Here is a 20,374-nt window from a genome sequence, read left to right on the forward strand (position 1 = left end):
CTATGACCGCTAATTATACTCGATTACATGATAAAAAAGCGACTAACATGAAAAGTATTAAAATTAATACATTAAGGTTAGAAACTAAAACGGGTAGCTAATTACGCTACCCGTTCATTAAATTAAACGCGATGATTACTCTTGATCGTCAATATTTGCATCATCAACACCATTTTCTTCAGTGTTTTCATTTGCAATCTCATCATCATTGTTTTCATCGTCATCCGTTTCAGCAACGCGCTGCAAACCAACAACTTTTTCATCTTCAGCGGTTCTAATCAAGGTAACACCTTGAGTATTACGGCCAACGACGCTCACTTCAGACACCCGTGTACGAACTAGTGTGCCGGCATCCGTGATCATCATGATTTGGTCTGTTTCATCAACCTGAATCGCGCCAACTACATTCCCGTTTCGCTCACTCACTTTAATGGAGATAACCCCTTGAGTTGCACGAGATTTAGTTGGGTATTCAGCTTCTTCAGTACGTTTACCGTAACCATTTTCTGTCACAGTTAAGATATGCCCTTCTCCACGTGGAATAATCAAAGAAACGACTTTGTCGTTATCCATTAATTTAATACCACGTACACCTGTTGCGGTACGTCCCATAGGACGAACGGCATCTTCAGCGAAGCGCACAACTTTACCCTGAGCTGAAAACAGCATGACTTCGTTTGAACCATCTGTTAAATCAACACCAATCAGTTCATCACCGTCATTCAAGTTCACCGCAATAATACCGGCGCTTCTTGGGCGACTAAACTCTTGTAAAGGTGTTTTCTTCACAGTACCACTCGCCGTTGCCATGAAGACGTTGTAACCCTCTTCATATTCACGCACAGGTAAGATGGCCGTAATACGTTCATCTTGCTCTAGTGGTAATAAGTTAACAATTGGGCGACCACGTGCACCACGGCTCGCTTCTGGTAACTGGTAAACTTTCATCCAATATAAACGACCACGGCTTGAGAAACACAAGATGGTGTCATGTGTATTGGCGACCAATAAGCGCTCAATGAAGTCTTCGTCTTTAGTTCTTGCAGCAGATTTACCTTTACCACCACGGCGCTGTGCTTCGTAATCAGACAGAGGCTGATATTTCACATAACCTTGATGAGATAATGTCACCACTACATCTTCTTGATTAATCAAATCTTCAATATTGATGTCTGCAGTATTTTCTGTAATTTCTGTACGACGAGGGTCGTTGTAGGTATCACGAATAATTTCTAACTCTTCGCGAATCACTTCCATCAAACGTTCAGGGCTGCGTAAAATAAACAGTAAAGCTTCAATTTGCACTAGAAGTTCACGGTACTCTTCCAGTAATTTTTCGTGCTCAAGACCCGTTAATTTTTGGAGGCGTAAGTCCAAAATAGCTTGGGCTTGTTGTTCAGTCAGGAAATATTGCCCTTCATGCACACCAAACTGGGGTTCTAACCACTCAGGACGAGCAGCGTCATCACCCGCACGTTCTAGCATCGCAGCAACATTACCCAGATCCCAAGAGCGTGCAATCAGCCCTGCTTTTGCTTCGGCAGGCGTTGGTGCTTTACGGATCAATTCAATAATTGGGTCAATATTAGCCAGAGCGATTGCTAGTGCTTCAAGGATATGAGCACGGTCACGCGCTTTGCGTAATTCGAAAATCGTACGACGAGTGACAACTTCACGGCGGTGACGCACAAAAGCAGCAATAATATCTTTTAAATTCAGTATTTTGGGTTGCCCTTGATGTAGAGCTACCATATTGATACCAAAAGAAACTTGCAATTGGGTCAATGAATATAAGTTGTTTAGTACAACTTCACCCACCGCATCGCGTTTAACCTCAATAACAATGCGCATACCGTCTTTATCCGACTCGTCACGCAGTGCACTGATACCTTCAACGCGTTTGTCTTTAACTAATTCTGCAATTTTTTCAATCAAGCGAGCTTTATTCACTTGATAAGGGATTTCACTGACAATAATGGTTTCACGACCATTTTTCTCATCGACTTCCACTTCAGCGCTTGCACGGATATAGACCTTGCCACGCCCTGTACGATATGCATCAATAATCCCACGACGGCCATTGATAATCGCCGCTGTAGGGAAGTCAGGCCCTGGAATATGTTCCATTAAGCCTTCAATACTGATGTCTTCATCTTCTATATAGGCAAGACAACCGTTAATCACTTCACCTAAATTGTGAGGTGGAATATTGGTTGCCATCCCAACAGCAATACCTGACGACCCATTAACCAAAAGGTTGGGGATTTTCGTCGGCATAACTTCAGGAATTTGCTCTGTTCCATCATAGTTTGGAACGAAATCAACGGTTTCTTTTTCAAGGTCCGCCAGTAGCTCATGGGCAATTTTCGCCATACGGATTTCCGTATAACGCATTGCCGCTGCGGAGTCTCCGTCAACTGAACCGAAGTTTCCCTGACCATCAACCAGCATGTAACGCATTGAGAAAGGCTGTGCTAGACGAACGATTGTCTCGTAAACAGCGCTATCACCATGTGGATGGTATTTACCGATGACGTCCCCAACAATACGGGCAGATTTTTTATAGGGTTTATTCCAATCATTTCCCAATACATTCATCGCAAACAGTACTCTGCGGTGTACTGGCTTCAGTCCATCTCGAACATCTGGAAGTGCACGGCCGACAATAACGGACATTGCATAATCCAAATACGAACTTTTAAGCTCTTCTTCGATATTAACTGGTGTGATTTCTCTGGCAATCTCGCTCATGGAACCACTGTCCCTCATAACTTCGGATTCAAAGAGTAGAACTATACCACAATTCGCCAATTTAATAAAAATAAGAGACGGGTATTTGTCTTCCAAGCTATGTATAATAGCGGAAAATTAAGTTTATGTGTCCGAAACTTGAGGGTTTATCAATTAATAACTGCAATAATTGCATTGTTGTTTATATTTTAGCCATCAATTCTTATCGGGCCGCTATTTCCCCCCTATTGAACATAGTTTAAATATAGTTATCGTTAATAGGCTTTAGGGAATAGGTTAAAAATAGGAGCTTTTTTGTATGAATGACACCCAGACCCCAACGTACCTTAACGTCGATAAACAAGAAATCGAGAAATTTGAGTCCATCGCTTCCCGTTGGTGGGACCTAGAAGGGGAATTTGCCCCACTACACCGCATCAATCCATTACGTTTAGGTTATATTATGCAGCGTGTAGACGGTGTTTTCGGTAAAAAAATTCTTGATGTTGGTTGTGGCGGTGGCATTTTATCCGAAAGTATGGCGCGTGAAGGTGCAGAAGTCACCGGCCTTGATATGGGGGCTGAACCCTTAATGGTCGCACGCTTACATTCCCTTGAGTCCGGTGTTCCGGTTGAATATGTCCAAGAAACCGTCGAACAGCACGCTGACAAGCACCCTCAAGCCTATGATGTTGTTACATGTATGGAGATGCTTGAACATGTTCCAGATCCTCAGTCTGTCGTTAGAGCTTGCGCTAAATTAGTGAAACCAGGTGGACACGTTATTTTTTCAACCATTAACCGCAACAAAAAAGCATGGTTAATGGCTGTTGTCGCCGCTGAATATATTATGAAAATCGTGCCTAAAGGGACTCATGATGCCAACAAATTTATTCGCCCTTCTGAGTTAATTGGCTGGATTGACGGAACACCACTGAAAGATAAACATATCATAGGGTTACACTTCAACCCATTAACGGATAAATTCTGGCTAGGGCCAAATGTTGATGTAAATTATATGCTGCATACTGTGAGCGAATAGTCATTTAGTCGTGAAAAGAATAAATCACAAGCAGTACGTTTAAGAAAGCAGCAAACGATCGCATTTTACAAAATTTATTTTAGTCCTCATGTCGGAAGCATTTTTTTTATTAATGCCTTTTACCATGCAGCTTACCGACATGATCTGTTTTCTTATCCAACCAGTTATCCACAAGATCCCTCTAATTTGTTCACTTGATAAAATCACATATTAACATTATCTTGTTATGGTATTCTAAACAAACTACTACATATAGTGGTACAAGCAAACATAACACTACTAGCCTCATGGCATTACACCATGAGCTTTTTTATGTTTTTTTAACCCATTTGTAGTTCAACCAAGGTGTACTTGCTCATGAACCAGAGTCTGTTAGTCACAAAGCGTGATGGACATAAAGAACGCATTGATCTCGACAAAATCCACAAGGTAATAACCTGGGCCGCGGAAGGCCTAAGTAACGTATCCGTTTCTCAAGTGGAGTTACGTTCACAGATTCAGTTTTATGATGGGATCAGAACTTCTGACATTCACGAAACGATGATCAAAGCAGCAGCAGATTTAATTACGGGTGATACACCTGATTACCAATACTTAGCTGCACGTCTTGCTATTTTTAACTTACGCAAGAAAGCCTATGGCCAGTTTGAACCGCCTGCATTATATAAGCATGTTAAACACCTCGTCGAAATGGGGAAATATGACAAGCATTTGCTGGAAGACTACTCTGAAGCAGAGTTCGAGCAAATGGATAGCTTTATAGACCATTGGCGTGATATGAATTTTTCCTATGCTGCGGTAAAACAGCTTGAAGGAAAATATTTAGTTCAAAACCGTGTTACTGGTAAAATTTATGAAAGCGCACAGTTTTTATACATTTTAGTTGCTGCTTGCCTGTTTTCACATTACCCAAAAGAGACGCGCCTCGATTATGTTCGCCGTTTCTATGACGCCGTTTCAACATTCAAAATTTCATTACCTACGCCAATTATGGCGGGGGTACGTACTCCTACACGTCAATTCAGCTCTTGTGTACTGATTGAGTGTGGTGACAGCTTAGATTCCATCAATGCCACTTCAAGCGCAATTGTGAAGTATGTCTCGCAGCGTGCAGGTATTGGGGTAAATGCAGGCCGTATTCGTGCATTAGGCAGCCCAATTCGTGGTGGTGAAGCGTTCCACACTGGCTGTATTCCGTTCTATAAACACTTCCAAACTGCGGTTAAATCTTGTTCGCAAGGGGGTGTTCGTGGTGGTGCTGCAACCTTGTTCTACCCTATTTGGCACCTTGAAGTTGAAAGCTTATTGGTACTGAAAAATAACCGTGGGGTTGAAGGTAACCGTGTTCGCCATATGGATTACGGTGTGCAACTCAACAAGCTAATGTATGAGCGTTTGATTAAAAACCAAGATATTACATTATTCAGCCCATCAGACGTTCCAGGTCTTTATGATGCATTTTTCGCTGATCAAGACGAATTTGAACGTTTATATGTGAAATACGAACAAGATGAAAATATTCGCAAATCCAGTGTTAAAGCGGTTGAGCTATTTTCATTAATGATGCAAGAACGTGCATCTACTGGCCGAATCTATATTCAAAACGTTGACCACTGTAATACACATAGCCCATTTGACCCACAGGTTGCCCCTGTTCGTCAGTCAAATTTATGTTTAGAAATTGCACTACCAACTAAGCCATTAAACAACATTAATGACGAGAACGGTGAAATTGCGCTGTGTACATTATCGGCATTTAACTTAGGGGCGATTGATAGCCTAGATGAATTAGAAGAGCTGGCAATATTAGCTGTTCGTGCTCTTGATGCACTGCTTGACTACCAAGATTACCCAATCATTGCGGCGAAGCAAGGCTCAATGGGGCGTCGTACACTCGGTATTGGGGTGATTAACTACGCTTATTATCTCGCGAAGCACGGTGTTCGTTATTCTGACGGTAGTGCGAACAATTTAACGCACAAAACATTCGAAGCCATTCAGTATTATCTATTAAAAGCCTCGAATGAGTTAGCAAAAGAGCAAGGTGCTTGCCCATGGTTCAATGAAACAACTTATGCACAAGGCGTTTTACCTATCGATACCTATAAAAAAGAGCTCGATAAGTTAACTAATGAACCTTTGCATTACGATTGGGAAGCCTTACGCCAAGATATTAAACAACATGGTCTGCGTAACTCGACACTGTCTGCATTGATGCCTTCAGAGACATCATCACAGATTTCTAACGCAACCAATGGTATTGAGCCACCACGTGGTTATATCAGTATTAAAGCCTCTAAAGATGGTATTTTGCGCCAAGTGGTGCCAGATTACGAAAATCTGAAAGGCGCATACGAGCTACTATGGCAAATGCCTTCAAACAGTGGCTATTTACAACTCGTTGGTATCATGCAGAAATTTATCGACCAGTCGATTTCTGCTAACACAAACTATGACCCAACTCGTTTTGAGAGCGGCAAAGTGCCAATGAACCAATTGCTAAAAGATTTATTGCTCGCCTATAAGTTTGGTGTGAAAACACTTTACTACCATAACACCCGCGATGGGGCGGAAGATGTTCAGGGCGATCTGGAAGAAGTTGTTGAGTCAGCGGATTCCGATTGCGAAGGCGGCGCGTGTAAAATTTAATAGGAATTGTTATGTCACACACATATACAACGTTTTCACAGAAAAAAAATGACCAAATGCTGGAGCCGATGTTTTTCGGCCAACCAGTTAACGTGGCGCGCTATGATCAGCAAAAGTACCCTATTTTTGAAAAGCTGATTGAAAAACAATTGTCGTTTTTCTGGCGCCCTGAAGAAGTTGACGTATCTCGCGACCGTATTGATTATAATGCGCTGCCAGATCACGAAAAACATATTTTTATCAGTAATCTGAAATATCAAACGCTGTTGGACTCTATTCAGGGCCGCAGCCCTAATGTGGCATTATTGCCGCTGATTTCGATTCCTGAACTGGAAACTTGGGTAGAAACGTGGGCGTTTTCTGAAACGATCCACTCACGTTCATACACGCATATTATTCGTAATATCGTGAATGACCCAGCCATTATTTTTGACGACATCGTTGAAAATGAAGAAATTTTAAAGCGTGCTAAAGATATTTCTGGTTTTTACGATGACCTGATCGAAATGACCAATTACTATCATATGTTTGGTGAAGGCACGCATACTTGCAACGGCAAGCAAGTCACTGTTTCTCTACGTCAATTGAAGAAACAGCTGTACCTGTGCCTAATGAGCGTTAATGCGCTCGAAGCCATTCGTTTCTATGTTAGCTTTGCCTGTTCATTTGCGTTTGCTGAACGCGAACTCATGGAAGGAAATGCTAAAATCATCAAGCTAATCGCACGTGATGAAGCGCTGCACTTAACGGGAACACAACACATGTTGAACCTGTTGCGCTCAGGGCAAGATGACCCAGAAATGGCCGAAATAGCGGCAGAGTGCGAACAAGAGTGTTATGACCTGTTCGTTCAAGCTGCAGAGCAAGAAAAAGAGTGGGCTGACTACCTATTCAGCGAAGGCTCTATGATTGGTTTAAATAAAGATATTTTATGCCAATATGTTGAATATATTACTAACATTCGCATGCAAGCTGTTGGCCTGAAATTGCCATTTGAAGCTCGTTCAAACCCAATTCCATGGATCAACGCATGGTTGGTGTCTGATAACGTACAAGTTGCGCCTCAAGAGGTTGAAGTGAGTTCTTATTTAGTCGGCCAGATTGACTCTCAAGTCGATACCGACGATTTGAGCGACTTCGAACTGTAATCATGGCAAGCCATAAAATCACCCTGCGGCTAACGCAGGGTGTTCAAGTCCCCTACCATACCGACATTCATTCGTGTTTGTTGGAAGCTTTAGAAGACAGTCGTATCCCTGTAGAATACCAATGTCGTGAAGGTTACTGCGGTTCGTGCCGAGTGACATTATTACGTGGGAAAGTGGGTTATAAACAAAAACCTATCGCATTTGTGCAAGATGGCGAGATTCTGCCTTGCTGTTGCCATCCGCTATCGGATATTGAAATTGGTTAATCTAAAATAGGTGATTGCACAGCGGTTTATCCGTTACCTGTGCAATCACTTTTTATTCACTTACTTTATTGATTATAAATAACCATATAAACCTGCAAATACCCAGCCAAACACACAAGACACGCCCACCCCAATTAACCCCGGTAGAATGAAACTGTGGTTGATAACAAATTTACCAATACGCGTTGTTCCAGAACGGTCAAATTGAATTGCCGCAAGATCACTTGGATAAGTTGGTAAAATGTAGTACCCATAACACGCAGGTGCAGAAGCGATAATATAAGCAGGGTCAACACCAATACCTAATGCAATTGGTACTACAGCGGCTAGTGCAGCCGCTTGAGAGTTAACAAACTTAGAAACTAATAACAAGATGACGGCATAAGCCCAAGGGAAATCTTTCACTAAAGAACCTAACGTTCCTTTAATTTCATCCATGTGTGCGCCGAACATGGTTTCCGCCATCCAAGCGATACCATACACCGCCACGATAGCAATCATCCCTGAACGGAATACTTCATTCTTTGAAATTTGCCCAGGATTGGTCTTACAGATAATGATAATTAGCGCACCCGCTAATAACATAAACATCTGGATGACTAAAACCATAGATAACGGCTTACCATTAACTAGCGGCCTTAGTTCAGAGAATGCGCCAAGTAGTGCGACAACTGCGATAGAGGCTAAAAAAATCCACATCGCTACCCAGTTAATTTTCGGTAATTTTGTATTCAGCAGTGTCACACTGTCACCATAAACATAATCATGGTTTTCAGGGACTGAGATAAACTCTTGGAATACAGGGTCTTTATCGAGATCTTTACCTCTAAACCAACTGAAAATACCAATAGCTAAAATACCAATTAATGTTGATGGGATAGTAATTGCTAATAAATCAAGGAATTCAAGGGACTGACCATTGATTGTCACGCCGTTTAGCATTGCCACTAATGAAACAACTGCGACTGAAACTGGACTGGCGATAATCCCCATTTGTGCGCCAATACTACTTGCGGCCATCGGTCTTTCTGGACGGATATTATTTTTAATCGCCGCATCGTAGATGATAGGTAAAATCGTGTATACCACATGCCCTGTACCACACAAAATGGTTAAGATGCATGTCACAAAAGGTGCCACAATAGAAATGTACTTAGGGTTTTTCCGCAGTAGTCGTTCTGCAATTTGCAGCATGACATCTAAACCGCCTGATGCTTGTAACGTCGCTGATGCGGCAACAACAGCAATGATAACAAGCATAACATCAACAGGCGGTTTTCCCGGCGGTAAGCCAAAACCAAAAACTAAGATAACTAGGCCAACACCACCTAATAGCCCGAGTGCCATTCCCCCTTTTTTTGCTCCATAGAATAAGCAAACAAGGATAATGGCGAGTTGAATCATAAAGTCCATAGTTCCATCCTTTATATATATGTTTGCATATATTATCGGGATGATTTTCAAGCATTAATTTGATTTATGATAACTTCAAAATCAATTTACTTTTATTTTTTATGCTTTTATTTTGACCTCATCACATAATTTATATTAAGTAACTGACATACTGTACGGTTAGCTATCATTTCAATAAAAATCAACTGATTACCATACCATTTTTAACAAATCATCCCATATAAATTTACCTTTAGTCACCATAAATCATCATTTTTTCTTCACTTAATTAACCCTGCTTATTGTCTTCAGTTTCGCTATCTACTTGATTATTGATGTAAACTTATAATTACACTATCTGTAATTTACATTTGACAGTGAACTTGCGATCGCATAATCTGCATCACTTGTTAATTATTCAAATTCAATCAGAGGAACTTGTGAAGAATCGTACGCTTGGCAGTGTGTTAATCGTTGCAGGGACAACAATAGGTGCAGGGATGTTGGCAATGCCACTTGCCGCTGCGGGAGTCGGTTTCACAGGCATCGTTTGTTTGCTTGTTGGATTATGGATGTTAATGAGCTATACCTCATTACTATTAGTCGAAGTGTATCAGCATAACCCTGCGAATATGGGCCTAGGCTCTGTCGCTAAAAAATACCTTGGACCTGTTGGTCAAATAGTGACTGGGCTTAGCATGCTGCTATTAATGTACGCATTAACAACCGCTTACATCGGAGGGGCTGGCGTATTAATTTCCGATAGCCTATCTTCTTGGTGGGGAATTAACATTTCAACCAACACTGCCATTATCGCATTTACTATTATTGGTGGTGCAGTTGTGTGCATTGGCACACATTCAGTCGATTTTATTAACCGAATTTTATTTACAGCAAAAACGATTTTTTTGGTCATCATGCTCGTCGTGATGATGCCGCATGCTGAAGCGGTAAACTTAAGCACTATGCCGATTGAAAAAGGCCTTGTTTTGGCCGCAGTACCCGTTATTTTTACCTCTTTTGGTTTCCATGGTAGCGTGCCGAGTTTAGTTAACTATATGAATGGAGATGTACGTAAATTACGTATGATTTTCATTACCGGAAGCGCAATTCCTTTAGTAGCTTATATTCTATGGCAAATCGCAACGTTAGGGTCTATTCCATCACACACCTTTATCGGGATCCTAGCGCAAGAGTCTGGCCTTAATGGGTTACTTACCGCGATTCGCGATGTTGTCGCAACACCTCGAGTCAATATTGCCGTCAGCCTATTTATGGATTTAGCGTTAGCCACGTCCTTCTTAGGTGTTGCATTGGGCTTATTTGATTACCTCGCAGATTTGTTCAAACGGAGTAATCAATTTATCGGTCGTGTACAAACAGGCTTGCTTACCTTTGTTCCACCATTATTGGCCGCCCTATTCTTTAGTAGTTTCGTACAAGCATTAACTTATGCTGCTGTCGCGCTCTCAGTCTTAGCACTGATTATTCCTGCACTGTTAACACTGCGTGTACGTAAATTAGAAACTCAAGATGGGTATCAAGTTAAAGGCGGTACCCCTATTTTAGCCTTAGTATTAGTATGTGGTATTGCCGTAATCGCCATCCAATTTTCGATTGTTGCCGGATTTTTACCAAACGTCGGTTAACAAATTGATAAATTAAGCCGCAATCTGGGTAACTCCAAATTGCGGCTTTTGTTTAACTGAAATTAACTCCCCCTTCCTCCCAGCCACTGTCGTTCATAGTTTGATATCTGCCATCAATCAACAATCACTTAGCATTCCCACTAATTCTATATATGCATATTATTTGCACATCATTTAATATATACATCTTTAGTCGCATCATAAAATAGTAAATAATACCGAAATGACATCTCTATCTGCTTGCTTTATTGTTGTTGAGAGGTAAATTAAGGGATTGAGTTGAATGAAAGGGAAAAATGTTTCTGCTACCCATGATGCTGCATTTAAAGGTTTTATGACAAACATAGACAGTGCACGTGACTTTTTTGAGATTCACTTACCAAAACACATAAAATCATTATGTGATTTCACTACGTTAAAGCTGACTAACTCATCATTCATTGATAAGCAGTTACGTTCACGCTTATCGGATGTTTTATATTCCGTACAAACAGCACAAGGCCAAGGATACATTTATCTACTTGTAGAACATCAATCTACCCCTGATAAGCTCATGGCGTGGCGCTTAATGCACTATGCGTTTTTAGCAATGAATCAGCATATGCAGCAAGGAAACACCTTATTACCTCTAGTTGTTCCTATTCTTTTCTACCACGGGACTCGTTCACCTTACCCTTACACTCAGTTATGGACAGATTGTTTTCCTCTGCCCAAGCTAGCAAATACGTTATATACACAACCATTCCCGTTGGTTGATATCACTGTCATAGACGATGATGAATTAGTTAATCATCGCAAAATTGCTGTTATGGAATTAGCGATGAAACATAAACGGTTGCGAGATGAGTTTCACCATGTGATCCCTTTGTTGGCACAAGCGCTCAATCAACACTATAATAGCGACAGTGATGTGATCACTATCATCAATTACCTATTTTCTGCTTTAGACTCAACTAATTTTGAAAAATTTATCTACACATTAGAAGCGCAAACAGAAATACACAAGGAAACGATTATGAATATCGCACAACGCTTACATAATAAAGGCCACCAAGAGGGTCTTCTCGAGGGGCTTCAAAAAGGCAAACAAGAAGGCATTCAAGAAGGCATTCAAAAAACTAAAGCTACCTTAGCCCGTAATTTATTGAAAAATGGTGTTAGCCCTGAAATTATTATGAAAAGTACCGGATTGAGCCCTGATGAGTTGACGTCACTACAGTGATGCAATGAAAACTAAAGTGAATAGCGTGGATAAGCAGTTAGAAGTTTAACCTATTAATTTAAAAAATATTCAACTAGGTTTACATCATAGAATTCGCCCTAGGCGTACATTTAATGTACGCAACTAAGGGCGACATGAACAAGATAACCCTATTAGAATGAAAGGCCAGCCCCTACATACCAGCCATCGGCAACTTTATCGCTACTATTGCCATGGGTTCCTTTCATTTCAATCAAACGATAACCTGCATCAATAGATAAAGGTTTAAATACGGTATAACGTGCACCCGCTTTCGCTTCGACATAAGACTTGCTACCTGAGGTCAATGACTCAGGAGCACCATAGGCTTCACCATAAATATTTAATGAAGGCATAGCCTGCCAATTTAACCCACCGCCAACCGCTAATGCAGCACCACTACTATTGTGATCCGGTGATAAATATAACCCCTTACCCCCTACAAATGCAGAGAAAGGCCCGACTGGTAAGCCAAATGTGGCACCAATACTACCCGTTTGCCCATCATGGTCACTACGAGCCCAAGAACCGTTAAATGCTAACCCTGCATTTTGGTTACCTAACCCCGCAGACAGCTCAGTAAAATGTTCACCCGCTTGTGCACTGACTGAAACTGCATGGGCAGTCCCTACGAACAATGGTGACATCGCTGCTGCTAATAATAATAATTTGCGCATTATTTTATCCTCTTGATATTATTACCTATGGATACTACGCGAATTTCACCCTATTTTCAGCCATTCTTACCTAGATTTACGCTATAGCTGCTATAAAAGCCGACTTTATTCATTACAAAATTTCACAAATCAAAAATTTTAGTGCGAAAAAGTGCGATAAATACCGTTTTTTTCACGGGTAATCACAGTAATTGGTTATATTAATTAGATAATCAATCCCATAATAACTATACTGAATTATAAGTTCATTGTAGTCATATTTTTATTTTTTTACAAAAAATTAACTTATTAGTTAGGTTTGTGTAGTCATTTAATCCAAAAAGGAGCATTGTGATGAAAAAGAAAGGCCTTACTACCGCCTCTGGCGCCCCGGTCGCCAATAATAATAATGTGATGACAGCAGGTAAACGTGGCCCAATGTTATTACAGGATGTTTGGTTTTTAGAGAAACTTGCCCATTTTGACCGTGAAGTGATCCCTGAAAGACGCATGCACGCAAAAGGTTCAGGTGCTTTCGGTACATTTACCGTAACGCATGATATTAGCCGCTACACCCGTGCAAAAATTTTCTCTGAAGTGGGGAAAAAAACAGAAATGTTTGCTCGCTTCTCTACCGTTGCAGGTGAGCGCGGGGCTGCCGACGCAGAACGAGATATTCGTGGCTTTGCATTAAAATTTTATACTGAAGAAGGTAACTGGGATATGGTGGGTAACAACACCCCTGTGTTCTATTTTCGCGACCCATTAAAATTCCCTGATTTAAACCACGTAGTTAAACGCGACCCTCGCTCTAACCTACGTACAATGGAACACAAATGGGCCTTTTTCTCTCAATTACCAGAATCTTTACACCAGTTAACCATTGATGCTAGTGACCGTGGTATCCCACAAAGTTACCGTCATATGCATGGGTTTGGTAGCCATACATATAGCTTCATCAACAGTGATAATGAACGCTTCTGGGTTAAATTCCATTTCCGTTGCCAACAAGGTATTCAGAATCTGTCTGATGAACAAGCTGAGCAATTAGTGGGTAAAGATAGAGAAAGTTCACAGCGTGATCTGTTTGAATCCATTGAAAATGGGGATTTCCCGCGCTGGAATTTGCAAGTACAAATTATGCCAGAGAAAGAGGCCTCCCAAGTTCCTTATAACCCATTTGACTTAACCAAAGTTTGGCCGCACAAAGATTATCCGTTAATTGATGTCGGTTATTTTGAACTTAATCGTAACCCAGACAACTATTTTGCTGACGTAGAACAAGCGGCGTTTAGCCCTGCTAACGTAGTTCCAGGTATTGGCTTCTCACCAGATAGAATGCTACAAGGCCGTTTATTCTCCTATGGAGATGCCCACCGTTATCGCCTTGGGGTTAACCACCACCAAATCCCAGTGAATGCCCCACGTTGCCCATTCCATAATTACCATCGTGATGGCGCAATGCGCGTTGACGGTAATAGCGGCAACCATGTGACCTATGAGCCAAATGAAGCCGGTTTATTCCAAGAGCAACCTGACTTCAGCGAACCGCCATTATCTATTGAAGGTGCCGCTGACCATTGGGATCACCGCGAAGACCAAGATTATTTCAGCCAACCACGTGCATTATATGAGTTATTAGATGATGCCGAGCACCAACGTATGTTTAAGCGTATTGCGGGAGAACTGATTGACGCGACAGAAGCCACTCAAGTGCGCCAAATCGAGCTATTTAAACAAGTTCACCCAGAATATGGCGCTGGTGTTGAAAATGCATTAAAAGCACTAAAATAGTGTAATTCATTAAGTGGTGGGGATAACCCACCACTATTTCACCCTATTCCTGCATTCTAGCTAACAGCCACTTTTTCACTTGTTGCCTTGACACTTTTATTCCCCCTGCTTTTAATTCAGGGTCTAAATAATAAAATGCCATAGGATATTGGTATGGCGCGAGTTTATCTTTTAGCCAACCCGCCAGCTGATGCAAATCCACTGACTCATTTGCTTCAATAACCGCAACAGGGCGTTGCCCAAATTGCTCATCATCAATGGGAATAATAAAACTTTGGCTGACATCAGTGTGTGAATTGATGACTGACTCGATATCTTCCGGTTGAACACATTCCCCACCACTGATAAATAAATTATCTAAACGACCAAGGATCTGATATTCACCATCGACAAATGCCCCTTTATCGTTGGTTTTAAACCAGTTATCTAGGCAGTTTAAAGGGTGAATTTGCCCATCAAACCAATAACCAAGCGCTTGACTGTCTGATTGGATTTGAATTTCATCATCCACAAGACGAATTTGCTTACCTTTTAAGGGTAAACCGACGCCTTTCTTGCTATCTGCACGTTTAGCACAAACTGTAGAAGCCATTTCTGTCATCCCATAGCCGCTCCAACACGCAATTCCATGTTGTTGTGCCAAATCCGTGAGTGTTGAAGGAATACTGGCTCCGCCCAATAAAACGGCTTTCAACGCGATATTCGCCATTGAGTTATCATTCAATAAACGCCATAGCTGGGTCGGCACCAAAGAGGCATGAGTCACCTCATGTAATGCCTGAGCTAAAGGGAGATTTTTTACCGCAAGTGCGCCGCCTTGCAAAAGCCAACGCCAAACAATGCCCTGACCAGACACATGGAATAACGGCAACGAGAGTAACCAACAATCATCTTGCTGGTAATTCATCATATTAACAACACCGGCAGCGCTATTGAGGTGAGCAGCAACACAATGAACGGCGGCTTTAGGTAGACCTGTCGACCCCGATGTTAAAATCAACGTGGCAGGCTGCTGAATAGCCTCTTGAAAAACAACCGGAGCAACCTCTTCATCACCAATAAAATGATCATAGAGTTGATAATCTAAATGACGATAATTGGCTAATAAATTTGATTCATCAGTAAAATCAATGGCTGCGCTAACATTAAGATGATGCAGTAATTCTGCTAACAACCGTTCTGGGAGACGGGGATTTAACGGTAAAACACGAGCACCACACGCAATAAGAGCCAGTTGACTCAGTAATAATTCAACTGAATTTTTCCCACGCAAAACGATACACTGCCCTTGCGTTACGCCTTGCATTGAAAAGTAAGTTCTGAGGTCTGTAACTTGTTGGCTTACGCTTTCCCAAGTCATACTTTGGGACTCAGTTATTAGGGCGATGGAGTTGGGACGAAGATTGGCCCAGTGTTGCCAAGGCCAATCTTTAAAGTTATCTAGTTCTGCCATACAAGCGTTAAATCTTCTAACTGCTGGAGCGGAATATCACATTGTGGCCAAGGCCGTATCAGTTGAGATTGAATAAGTGATACCGTATCTAAGCCTGGAATGGTATTTGGCGTTAGCCAATGTGCTACACGAGCAAGTTGCGTTAAACCAAAGCTACTTTCAATGGATGAACTGATCACGGCTTGTAATCCTAAGCGATGCGCTTCTTCTACTAAGTAGCGACAATAAGACAAGCTGCCTGTCAGTGTTGGTTTAATCACAATCGCAGAAACGCCTTTCTGTGCCTCAACCATAAAGCCTTCTTCTCGTACACTTTCATCCCAAGCGATACTAATGCCAGTATCCGCTGCAAATTGCAGTGACTCTTCTCGGGTTTTGCACGGCTCTTCTAAGAATGCGATACGGTCACGATAGTCTGGGTTAACATACTTGGCAAAACCGTCGGCTTTTGTTCGAGTCCAACTGCGATTCGCATCCAAGCGCAGTTTCAATTCTGGAACTGCCTCTAACAATAAGTTAACCACCATGCCATCACGCACAGCTTCATAGAGCCCAACTTTTACCTTTGCAACCTTTTCACCTTCCATTGCATCAAGGCTCAAAATGAGGTCATCAGGGTCACCACTGCACAGTGGTGCTTTGCGATAGTCAGCCTCTTTCGGTAGCTCCCCTGTTAACTCCGCAAGAGCACAGCTACAGCCAAAAGCCACAGAGGGTAGTAGACTATTAGAAATTTTGCCTTCTTTCGCCCATTCATTCATTCGCTTAATAGTTTCGGCGGTTGCTTCTTCTAATGTTTCACGACTGAATTCAGGTAGAGGCGAAATTTCTCCCCAACCTTCATTATCCCCATCTTGTAAACACACTAAAAGCCCATCACGAGTTTTTAGTCGCTGATAACGAAGGATAACGCCTGCCTCCATTGGCAGGCTGAACGAATAAATACGGGCTTTACGCATTATGGATTACGCTTATATTTAGAGAAGTCTGGAGCACGTTTTTCATTAAAAGCATTACGGCCTTCTTGCCCTTCGTCTGTCATATAAAACAGCATTGTGGCATTACCGGCTAATTCTTGCAGGCCAGCCTGACCATCACAATCTGCATTTAATGCCGCTTTTAAGCAACGTAATGCCATTGGACTATTTTCTAGCATTTCACGGCACCAACGCACAGTTTCTTTTTCAAGATCTGCGTATGGGACAACGGTGTTAACCAAGCCCATGTCTAATGCTTCTTGTGCATTGTATTGGCGGCATAAAAACCAGATTTCACGCGCCTTTTTCTGCCCAACGATACGCGCCATATAGGATGCACCCCAGCCGCCATCAAATGAACCGACTTTTGGTCCAGTTTGGCCAAATATTGCGTTATCCGCAGCAATAGTCAGGTCACACATCATATGTAACACATGGCCACCACCAATAGAATAACCCGCAACCATCGCTACAACAGGCTTTGGACAAGTACGAATCTGGCGTTGGAAATCTAATACGTTCAAGTGGTGCGTGCCACTTGCATCACGATACCCGCCGTAATCGCCACGGATTTTTTGGTCACCACCGGCACAGAATGCTTTTTCACCTTCGCCCGTTAAAATGATAGTTCCGACTTGGTCATCATAACGTGCATCGGACAGTGCTTGGATCATTTCTTTCACGGTTTGTGGACGAAAAGCATTACGCACTTCTGGACGGTTAATCGTAATTTTAGCAATTCCTTCAGGAGATTTATGATAGCGAATATCTTCAAACCCTGTAGAGCAATCTTGCCATTCAATTGGTGCGTATAATTTTTCTTCGCTTGGATAAATCATTATCAGATTCCTTTAACCACAGTGTGATAAAAAATGGTGTAGTGCAGTTGCAAAGCCCATGGGGTTTTCCCGATGTGCATTATGCCCTGCATTTTCAATCAGCGTTAACGGCAAAGCATATTGTTGCGAAACGCTTCGAAATTTTTGATCCTTTTCGCCACAAAAATAACGATAAGGGCAGATTAATTGACGCAATTTGTCCGCTAAAAAAGGTTGCTTTGCTAATGATGTGTTTTCTAGCATAGCAGCAATACTGTGCGGGTTATTTTGATGACGTAACTGAATTAACTGTTGGCGCTGAGTGGCCGACAAATCAGCAAATACAGTTTGTTGATACCAGTCATCTAACACGTCTTCAATGGGTTCTGAACGAAAACGTTGCGCCCATGCCCCATCATTAGCAGCTCGAGCAACACGTTCTTGTTCATTGGCTAACCCCACATTCCCGCCTTCAATCACTAAACCTAATAGCCCATTAGGCTGATAGTGACAGGCAAAATGCATTGCGAGTCGAGCACCAAGTGAATAACCAACCAAGTAGTATTCATTAATTTGATGATACTGTAAAAGCTCGCTGAGTTGTTGATCAAAATGTGAAAAACTCTGGCATGGTTCTGAATGAGAACCGCCATGACCTGGCAAATCCACAGCTAATGATGGAAAAGCCCGTGTTTGATCAATCACGGGTGACCAGTCATCTGCACTACCTAACAAACCATGCAACCAAATGATCCAAGGAGTCGATGAGGTAGAATGGTGTCGATGGGCGGATAACATTACAATTCCACAACTTCATTGAGCAGCTGTTTTAAAGTACGCGCGCCTTCATCGCTTGCCACCTGTAATTCCACCAGCAATGTTCCTTGCTGACTATGCCAAAATTGTTGAACTGTATTTTTTAGTGTTCCCCAATCTGTCGGCGCACAATATTGTAAGCCAAACATTTTCGCAGCAGGCTCGAAACTGACATTTTGCGGCATACAGTAATAATTTTGCCTTGCTTCGTCTGGTGTGGGTAACATAGAGAAAATTTGCCCACCATTGTTATTCACAATGATGAGGACTGTCGGTGCTGAGGGTTCTCGCAACAGCGCCAAACTATTCAAATCGTATAAGGCAGAAATATCCCCAACGATAGCCAATGTTGGACGTGCTGTTGCTCGTTGCACTCCCGCCATGGTAGAAATCAGACCATCAATACCACTTGCGCCGCGGTTGCTATACACCGGATAACCCAATGGGAGTTGTGCTAGCGCATCCACCAAACGGACAATTAAGCTATTGCCAACAAATAGTTGGCCTCGTGGAGAAAGTAACTCTGGTAATTGGTATGCCACCGCTGCTTCTGAAAATTTTTCATGTAACTGTTGGTGTACATGATGTTGGGTTTTTTGTGCTAACGTCAGCAGCGATTCACACCACAAACCTCTCGGCTGCGCAGGATGGTTGTCCAGCCAACCTTTAATTGAACAGGTTAACTTTCTCCCCCTATGATTTGCTGGGTCTAGCCGTTGAGGTATCGAATCGATAATCCAATACTCTTGCGGTTCACAATTGGCTTGCCATTGTAATAGTCGTTTTCCTGTTAAGCTTGAGCCAAACTGAACAACTAATTCTGCATGTTTTAAAACCTGTTGAGCATCGGGATGCTGAAGCCATAGATCTGCACAAGGGTATGGCTGTCCTGTTTGAGATAACACATCCCCTATAACTGGCCATCCGAGTTCTTGGGCCCATTGAGCCACACGCTCCCCTTCACTCGCACTCATTCTACCGGCAATCACAACGCCTTTTTTTTGCCGCCAAAAATACCAATCTGCCACTAAAGCGACAGAATGGGTTAACGGTTCAGTGAGCCACGGGTGATTCGAATTCCACCATTCCCCAAGTGTTTTCTGCCACTCATGTTCCCCATCCATATCACCATATAGTGGCTCGGCAAATGGGCAGTTGATATGAAATGCACCATGGCGTAATTGGTTCATGCCATTATCAATAGCGGTTACCAACCACTTAGCTGAAATATCTTGCGTCGGCCTTGGCAACATTAATGATTGAGTAGGATGAGATGCAAAAATATGCGTTTGCCTAATAGCCTGGTTAGCACCGCAATCAATCAGTTCAGGAGGCCGGTCTGCGGTAAGAAAAATCACTTTTTCCCCAGTTAAACCCGCTTCAATCAACGAGGGGTAAAGGTTTGCCACTGCCGTCCCTGAGGTAACAATGACCCCTACAGGTTCATGACTGGCTTTTGCTAAGCCGAGGGCGAGATGCCCTAAACCACGCTCATCGAAATGTGTATGGCAATGCAATTTCCCATGGCTAATGGCCGCAAGGGTCAGAGGTGTTGAGCGCGAGCCTGGCGCAATACAGATATGTTTCATTCCGTGGCGAGATAGTGCTTCAATAATCACTTCAGCCCAACGGAGATTAAAAGCAGAATTCGACATAATATGCTCAGCAAATTATTAGTTATCAATTAGTTTAGACTGATTGAAATAAATTTCTTGATCTCAGAACAATTTTTGATGAACTAATT

General features: G+C 42.2%; 15 protein-coding genes. 7 read left to right on the forward strand and 8 right to left on the reverse strand.

The window, feature by feature from the left end; all coding sequences use genetic code 11:
- Positions 1–135: 135 nt before the first annotated feature.
- The gene (gyrA, locus tag PSF28_RS13330; RefSeq protein WP_004912190.1) at positions 136–2,751 is read right to left on the reverse strand and encodes a DNA topoisomerase (ATP-hydrolyzing) subunit A; all 2,616 of its coding nucleotides are present in this window, start codon (positions 2,749–2,751) and stop codon (positions 136–138) included.
- Between the two features lie 298 nt (positions 2,752–3,049).
- On the opposite strand from gyrA, the gene ubiG reads away from it, so the two are divergent.
- The 4 genes from ubiG to yfaE all read left to right on the forward strand — a co-directional run bounded on the left by ubiG (position 3,050) and on the right by yfaE (position 7,835).
- Positions 3,050–3,772, forward strand: a complete 723-nt coding sequence (gene ubiG / locus PSF28_RS13335) for a bifunctional 2-polyprenyl-6-hydroxyphenol methylase/3-demethylubiquinol 3-O-methyltransferase UbiG (RefSeq protein ID WP_210837266.1) — start codon at positions 3,050–3,052, stop codon at positions 3,770–3,772.
- 357 nt (positions 3,773–4,129) lie between these two features.
- Complete coding sequence (nrdA, locus tag PSF28_RS13340; RefSeq protein ID WP_272685187.1) at positions 4,130–6,421, forward strand: class 1a ribonucleoside-diphosphate reductase subunit alpha; 2,292 nt, start codon at positions 4,130–4,132, stop codon at positions 6,419–6,421.
- A gap of 11 nt (positions 6,422–6,432) precedes the next feature.
- Positions 6,433–7,569 carry a class Ia ribonucleoside-diphosphate reductase subunit beta gene (gene nrdB / locus PSF28_RS13345; RefSeq protein WP_004912195.1) on the forward strand — a complete coding sequence of 379 codons (1,137 nt, stop codon included), beginning with the start codon at positions 6,433–6,435 and terminating at the stop codon, positions 7,567–7,569.
- Positions 7,570–7,571: 2 nt separating this feature from the next.
- Positions 7,572–7,835: a class I ribonucleotide reductase maintenance protein YfaE gene (gene yfaE / locus PSF28_RS13350; RefSeq protein WP_210837262.1), complete on the forward strand. Its 264-nt coding sequence runs from the start codon at positions 7,572–7,574 to the stop codon at positions 7,833–7,835.
- A 72-nt stretch (positions 7,836–7,907) separates the two neighbouring features.
- Here yfaE and PSF28_RS13355 read toward each other — a convergent pair whose 3' ends face one another.
- Positions 7,908–9,248 (reverse strand): anaerobic C4-dicarboxylate transporter, encoded by a 1,341-nt coding sequence (locus tag PSF28_RS13355; RefSeq protein ID WP_210837260.1) that lies wholly within the window; start codon positions 9,246–9,248, stop codon positions 7,908–7,910.
- A 419-nt stretch (positions 9,249–9,667) separates the two neighbouring features.
- On the opposite strand from PSF28_RS13355, the gene tyrP reads away from it, so the two are divergent.
- Both tyrP and PSF28_RS13365 read left to right on the forward strand, forming a co-directional pair.
- On the forward strand, positions 9,668–10,876 hold the full coding sequence (tyrP, locus tag PSF28_RS13360) for a tyrosine transporter TyrP (RefSeq protein WP_210837258.1): 1,209 nt from the start codon (positions 9,668–9,670) through the stop codon (positions 10,874–10,876).
- Positions 10,877–11,159: 283 nt separating this feature from the next.
- Positions 11,160–12,098 carry an Rpn family recombination-promoting nuclease/putative transposase gene (locus PSF28_RS13365; protein ID WP_272685188.1) on the forward strand — a complete coding sequence of 313 codons (939 nt, stop codon included), beginning with the start codon at positions 11,160–11,162 and terminating at the stop codon, positions 12,096–12,098.
- A gap of 152 nt (positions 12,099–12,250) precedes the next feature.
- Here the strand turns inward: PSF28_RS13365 and PSF28_RS13370 are convergent, their stop codons facing one another.
- A complete protein-coding gene (locus PSF28_RS13370; RefSeq protein ID WP_004912202.1) occupies positions 12,251–12,793 on the reverse strand; it encodes a YfaZ family outer membrane protein in 543 nt (180 codons plus the stop codon).
- A 333-nt stretch (positions 12,794–13,126) separates the two neighbouring features.
- Here PSF28_RS13370 and PSF28_RS13375 point away from each other — a divergent pair, with 333 nt between their 5' ends.
- Positions 13,127–14,566 carry a catalase gene (locus tag PSF28_RS13375; RefSeq protein ID WP_210837254.1) on the forward strand — a complete coding sequence of 480 codons (1,440 nt, stop codon included), beginning with the start codon at positions 13,127–13,129 and terminating at the stop codon, positions 14,564–14,566.
- Positions 14,567–14,609: 43 nt separating this feature from the next.
- On the opposite strand, the gene menE is transcribed toward PSF28_RS13375, so the two are convergent.
- Genes menE through menD form a run of 5 tightly spaced genes read right to left on the reverse strand, consistent with a single transcriptional unit; the run spans position 14,610 to position 20,285 of the window.
- Positions 14,610–16,019 (reverse strand): o-succinylbenzoate--CoA ligase, encoded by a 1,410-nt coding sequence (menE, locus tag PSF28_RS13380; protein ID WP_210837252.1) that lies wholly within the window; start codon positions 16,017–16,019, stop codon positions 14,610–14,612.
- Positions 16,007–16,978 carry an o-succinylbenzoate synthase gene (gene menC, locus PSF28_RS13385; protein WP_272685189.1) on the reverse strand — a complete coding sequence of 324 codons (972 nt, stop codon included), beginning with the start codon at positions 16,976–16,978 and terminating at the stop codon, positions 16,007–16,009. Before menC ends, menE begins: the two co-directional genes overlap by 13 nt.
- The gene (menB, locus tag PSF28_RS13390) at positions 16,978–17,835 is read right to left on the reverse strand and encodes a 1,4-dihydroxy-2-naphthoyl-CoA synthase (protein ID WP_210837248.1); all 858 of its coding nucleotides are present in this window, start codon (positions 17,833–17,835) and stop codon (positions 16,978–16,980) included. The genes menC and menB overlap by 1 nt, the downstream gene beginning before the upstream one ends.
- Before the next feature lie 12 nt (positions 17,836–17,847).
- Positions 17,848–18,612, reverse strand: a complete 765-nt coding sequence (gene menH, locus PSF28_RS13395; RefSeq protein ID WP_210837246.1) for a 2-succinyl-6-hydroxy-2,4-cyclohexadiene-1-carboxylate synthase — start codon at positions 18,610–18,612, stop codon at positions 17,848–17,850.
- A complete protein-coding gene (gene menD / locus PSF28_RS13400) occupies positions 18,612–20,285 on the reverse strand; it encodes a 2-succinyl-5-enolpyruvyl-6-hydroxy-3-cyclohexene-1-carboxylic-acid synthase (protein WP_210837245.1) in 1,674 nt (557 codons plus the stop codon). The genes menH and menD overlap by 1 nt, the downstream gene beginning before the upstream one ends.
- Positions 20,286–20,374: the final 89 nt, after the last annotated feature.

The organism is Providencia sp. PROV130, assembly GCF_028482225.1.
In the GTDB taxonomy this organism is placed as follows: domain Bacteria; phylum Pseudomonadota; class Gammaproteobacteria; order Enterobacterales; family Enterobacteriaceae; genus Providencia; species Providencia rettgeri.

What these genes read in the sequence shown, in the direction of transcription:
- yfaE (WP_210837262.1), top strand. Translation starts at nt 7,572, where the DNA reads ATGGCAAGCCATAAAATCACCCTGCGGCTAACGCAGGGTGTTCAAGTC.
- menD (WP_210837245.1), bottom strand. Translation starts at nt 20,285, where the DNA reads ATGTCGAATTCTGCTTTTAATCTCCGTTGGGCTGAAGTGATTATTGAA.
- PSF28_RS13375 (WP_210837254.1), top strand. Translation starts at nt 13,127, where the DNA reads ATGAAAAAGAAAGGCCTTACTACCGCCTCTGGCGCCCCGGTCGCCAAT.
- PSF28_RS13370 (WP_004912202.1), bottom strand. Translation starts at nt 12,793, where the DNA reads ATGCGCAAATTATTATTATTAGCAGCAGCGATGTCACCATTGTTCGTA.
- nrdB (WP_004912195.1), top strand. Translation starts at nt 6,433, where the DNA reads ATGTCACACACATATACAACGTTTTCACAGAAAAAAAATGACCAAATG.
- menC (WP_272685189.1), bottom strand. Translation starts at nt 16,978, where the DNA reads ATGCGTAAAGCCCGTATTTATTCGTTCAGCCTGCCAATGGAGGCAGGC.
- PSF28_RS13355 (WP_210837260.1), bottom strand. Translation starts at nt 9,248, where the DNA reads ATGGACTTTATGATTCAACTCGCCATTATCCTTGTTTGCTTATTCTAT.
- nrdA (WP_272685187.1), top strand. Translation starts at nt 4,130, where the DNA reads ATGAACCAGAGTCTGTTAGTCACAAAGCGTGATGGACATAAAGAACGC.
- menB (WP_210837248.1), bottom strand. Translation starts at nt 17,835, where the DNA reads ATGATTTATCCAAGCGAAGAAAAATTATACGCACCAATTGAATGGCAA.
- menH (WP_210837246.1), bottom strand. Translation starts at nt 18,612, where the DNA reads ATGTTATCCGCCCATCGACACCATTCTACCTCATCGACTCCTTGGATC.
- gyrA (WP_004912190.1), bottom strand. Translation starts at nt 2,751, where the DNA reads ATGAGCGAGATTGCCAGAGAAATCACACCAGTTAATATCGAAGAAGAG.
- menE (WP_210837252.1), bottom strand. Translation starts at nt 16,019, where the DNA reads ATGGCAGAACTAGATAACTTTAAAGATTGGCCTTGGCAACACTGGGCC.
- ubiG (WP_210837266.1), top strand. Translation starts at nt 3,050, where the DNA reads ATGAATGACACCCAGACCCCAACGTACCTTAACGTCGATAAACAAGAA.
- PSF28_RS13365 (WP_272685188.1), top strand. Translation starts at nt 11,160, where the DNA reads ATGAAAGGGAAAAATGTTTCTGCTACCCATGATGCTGCATTTAAAGGT.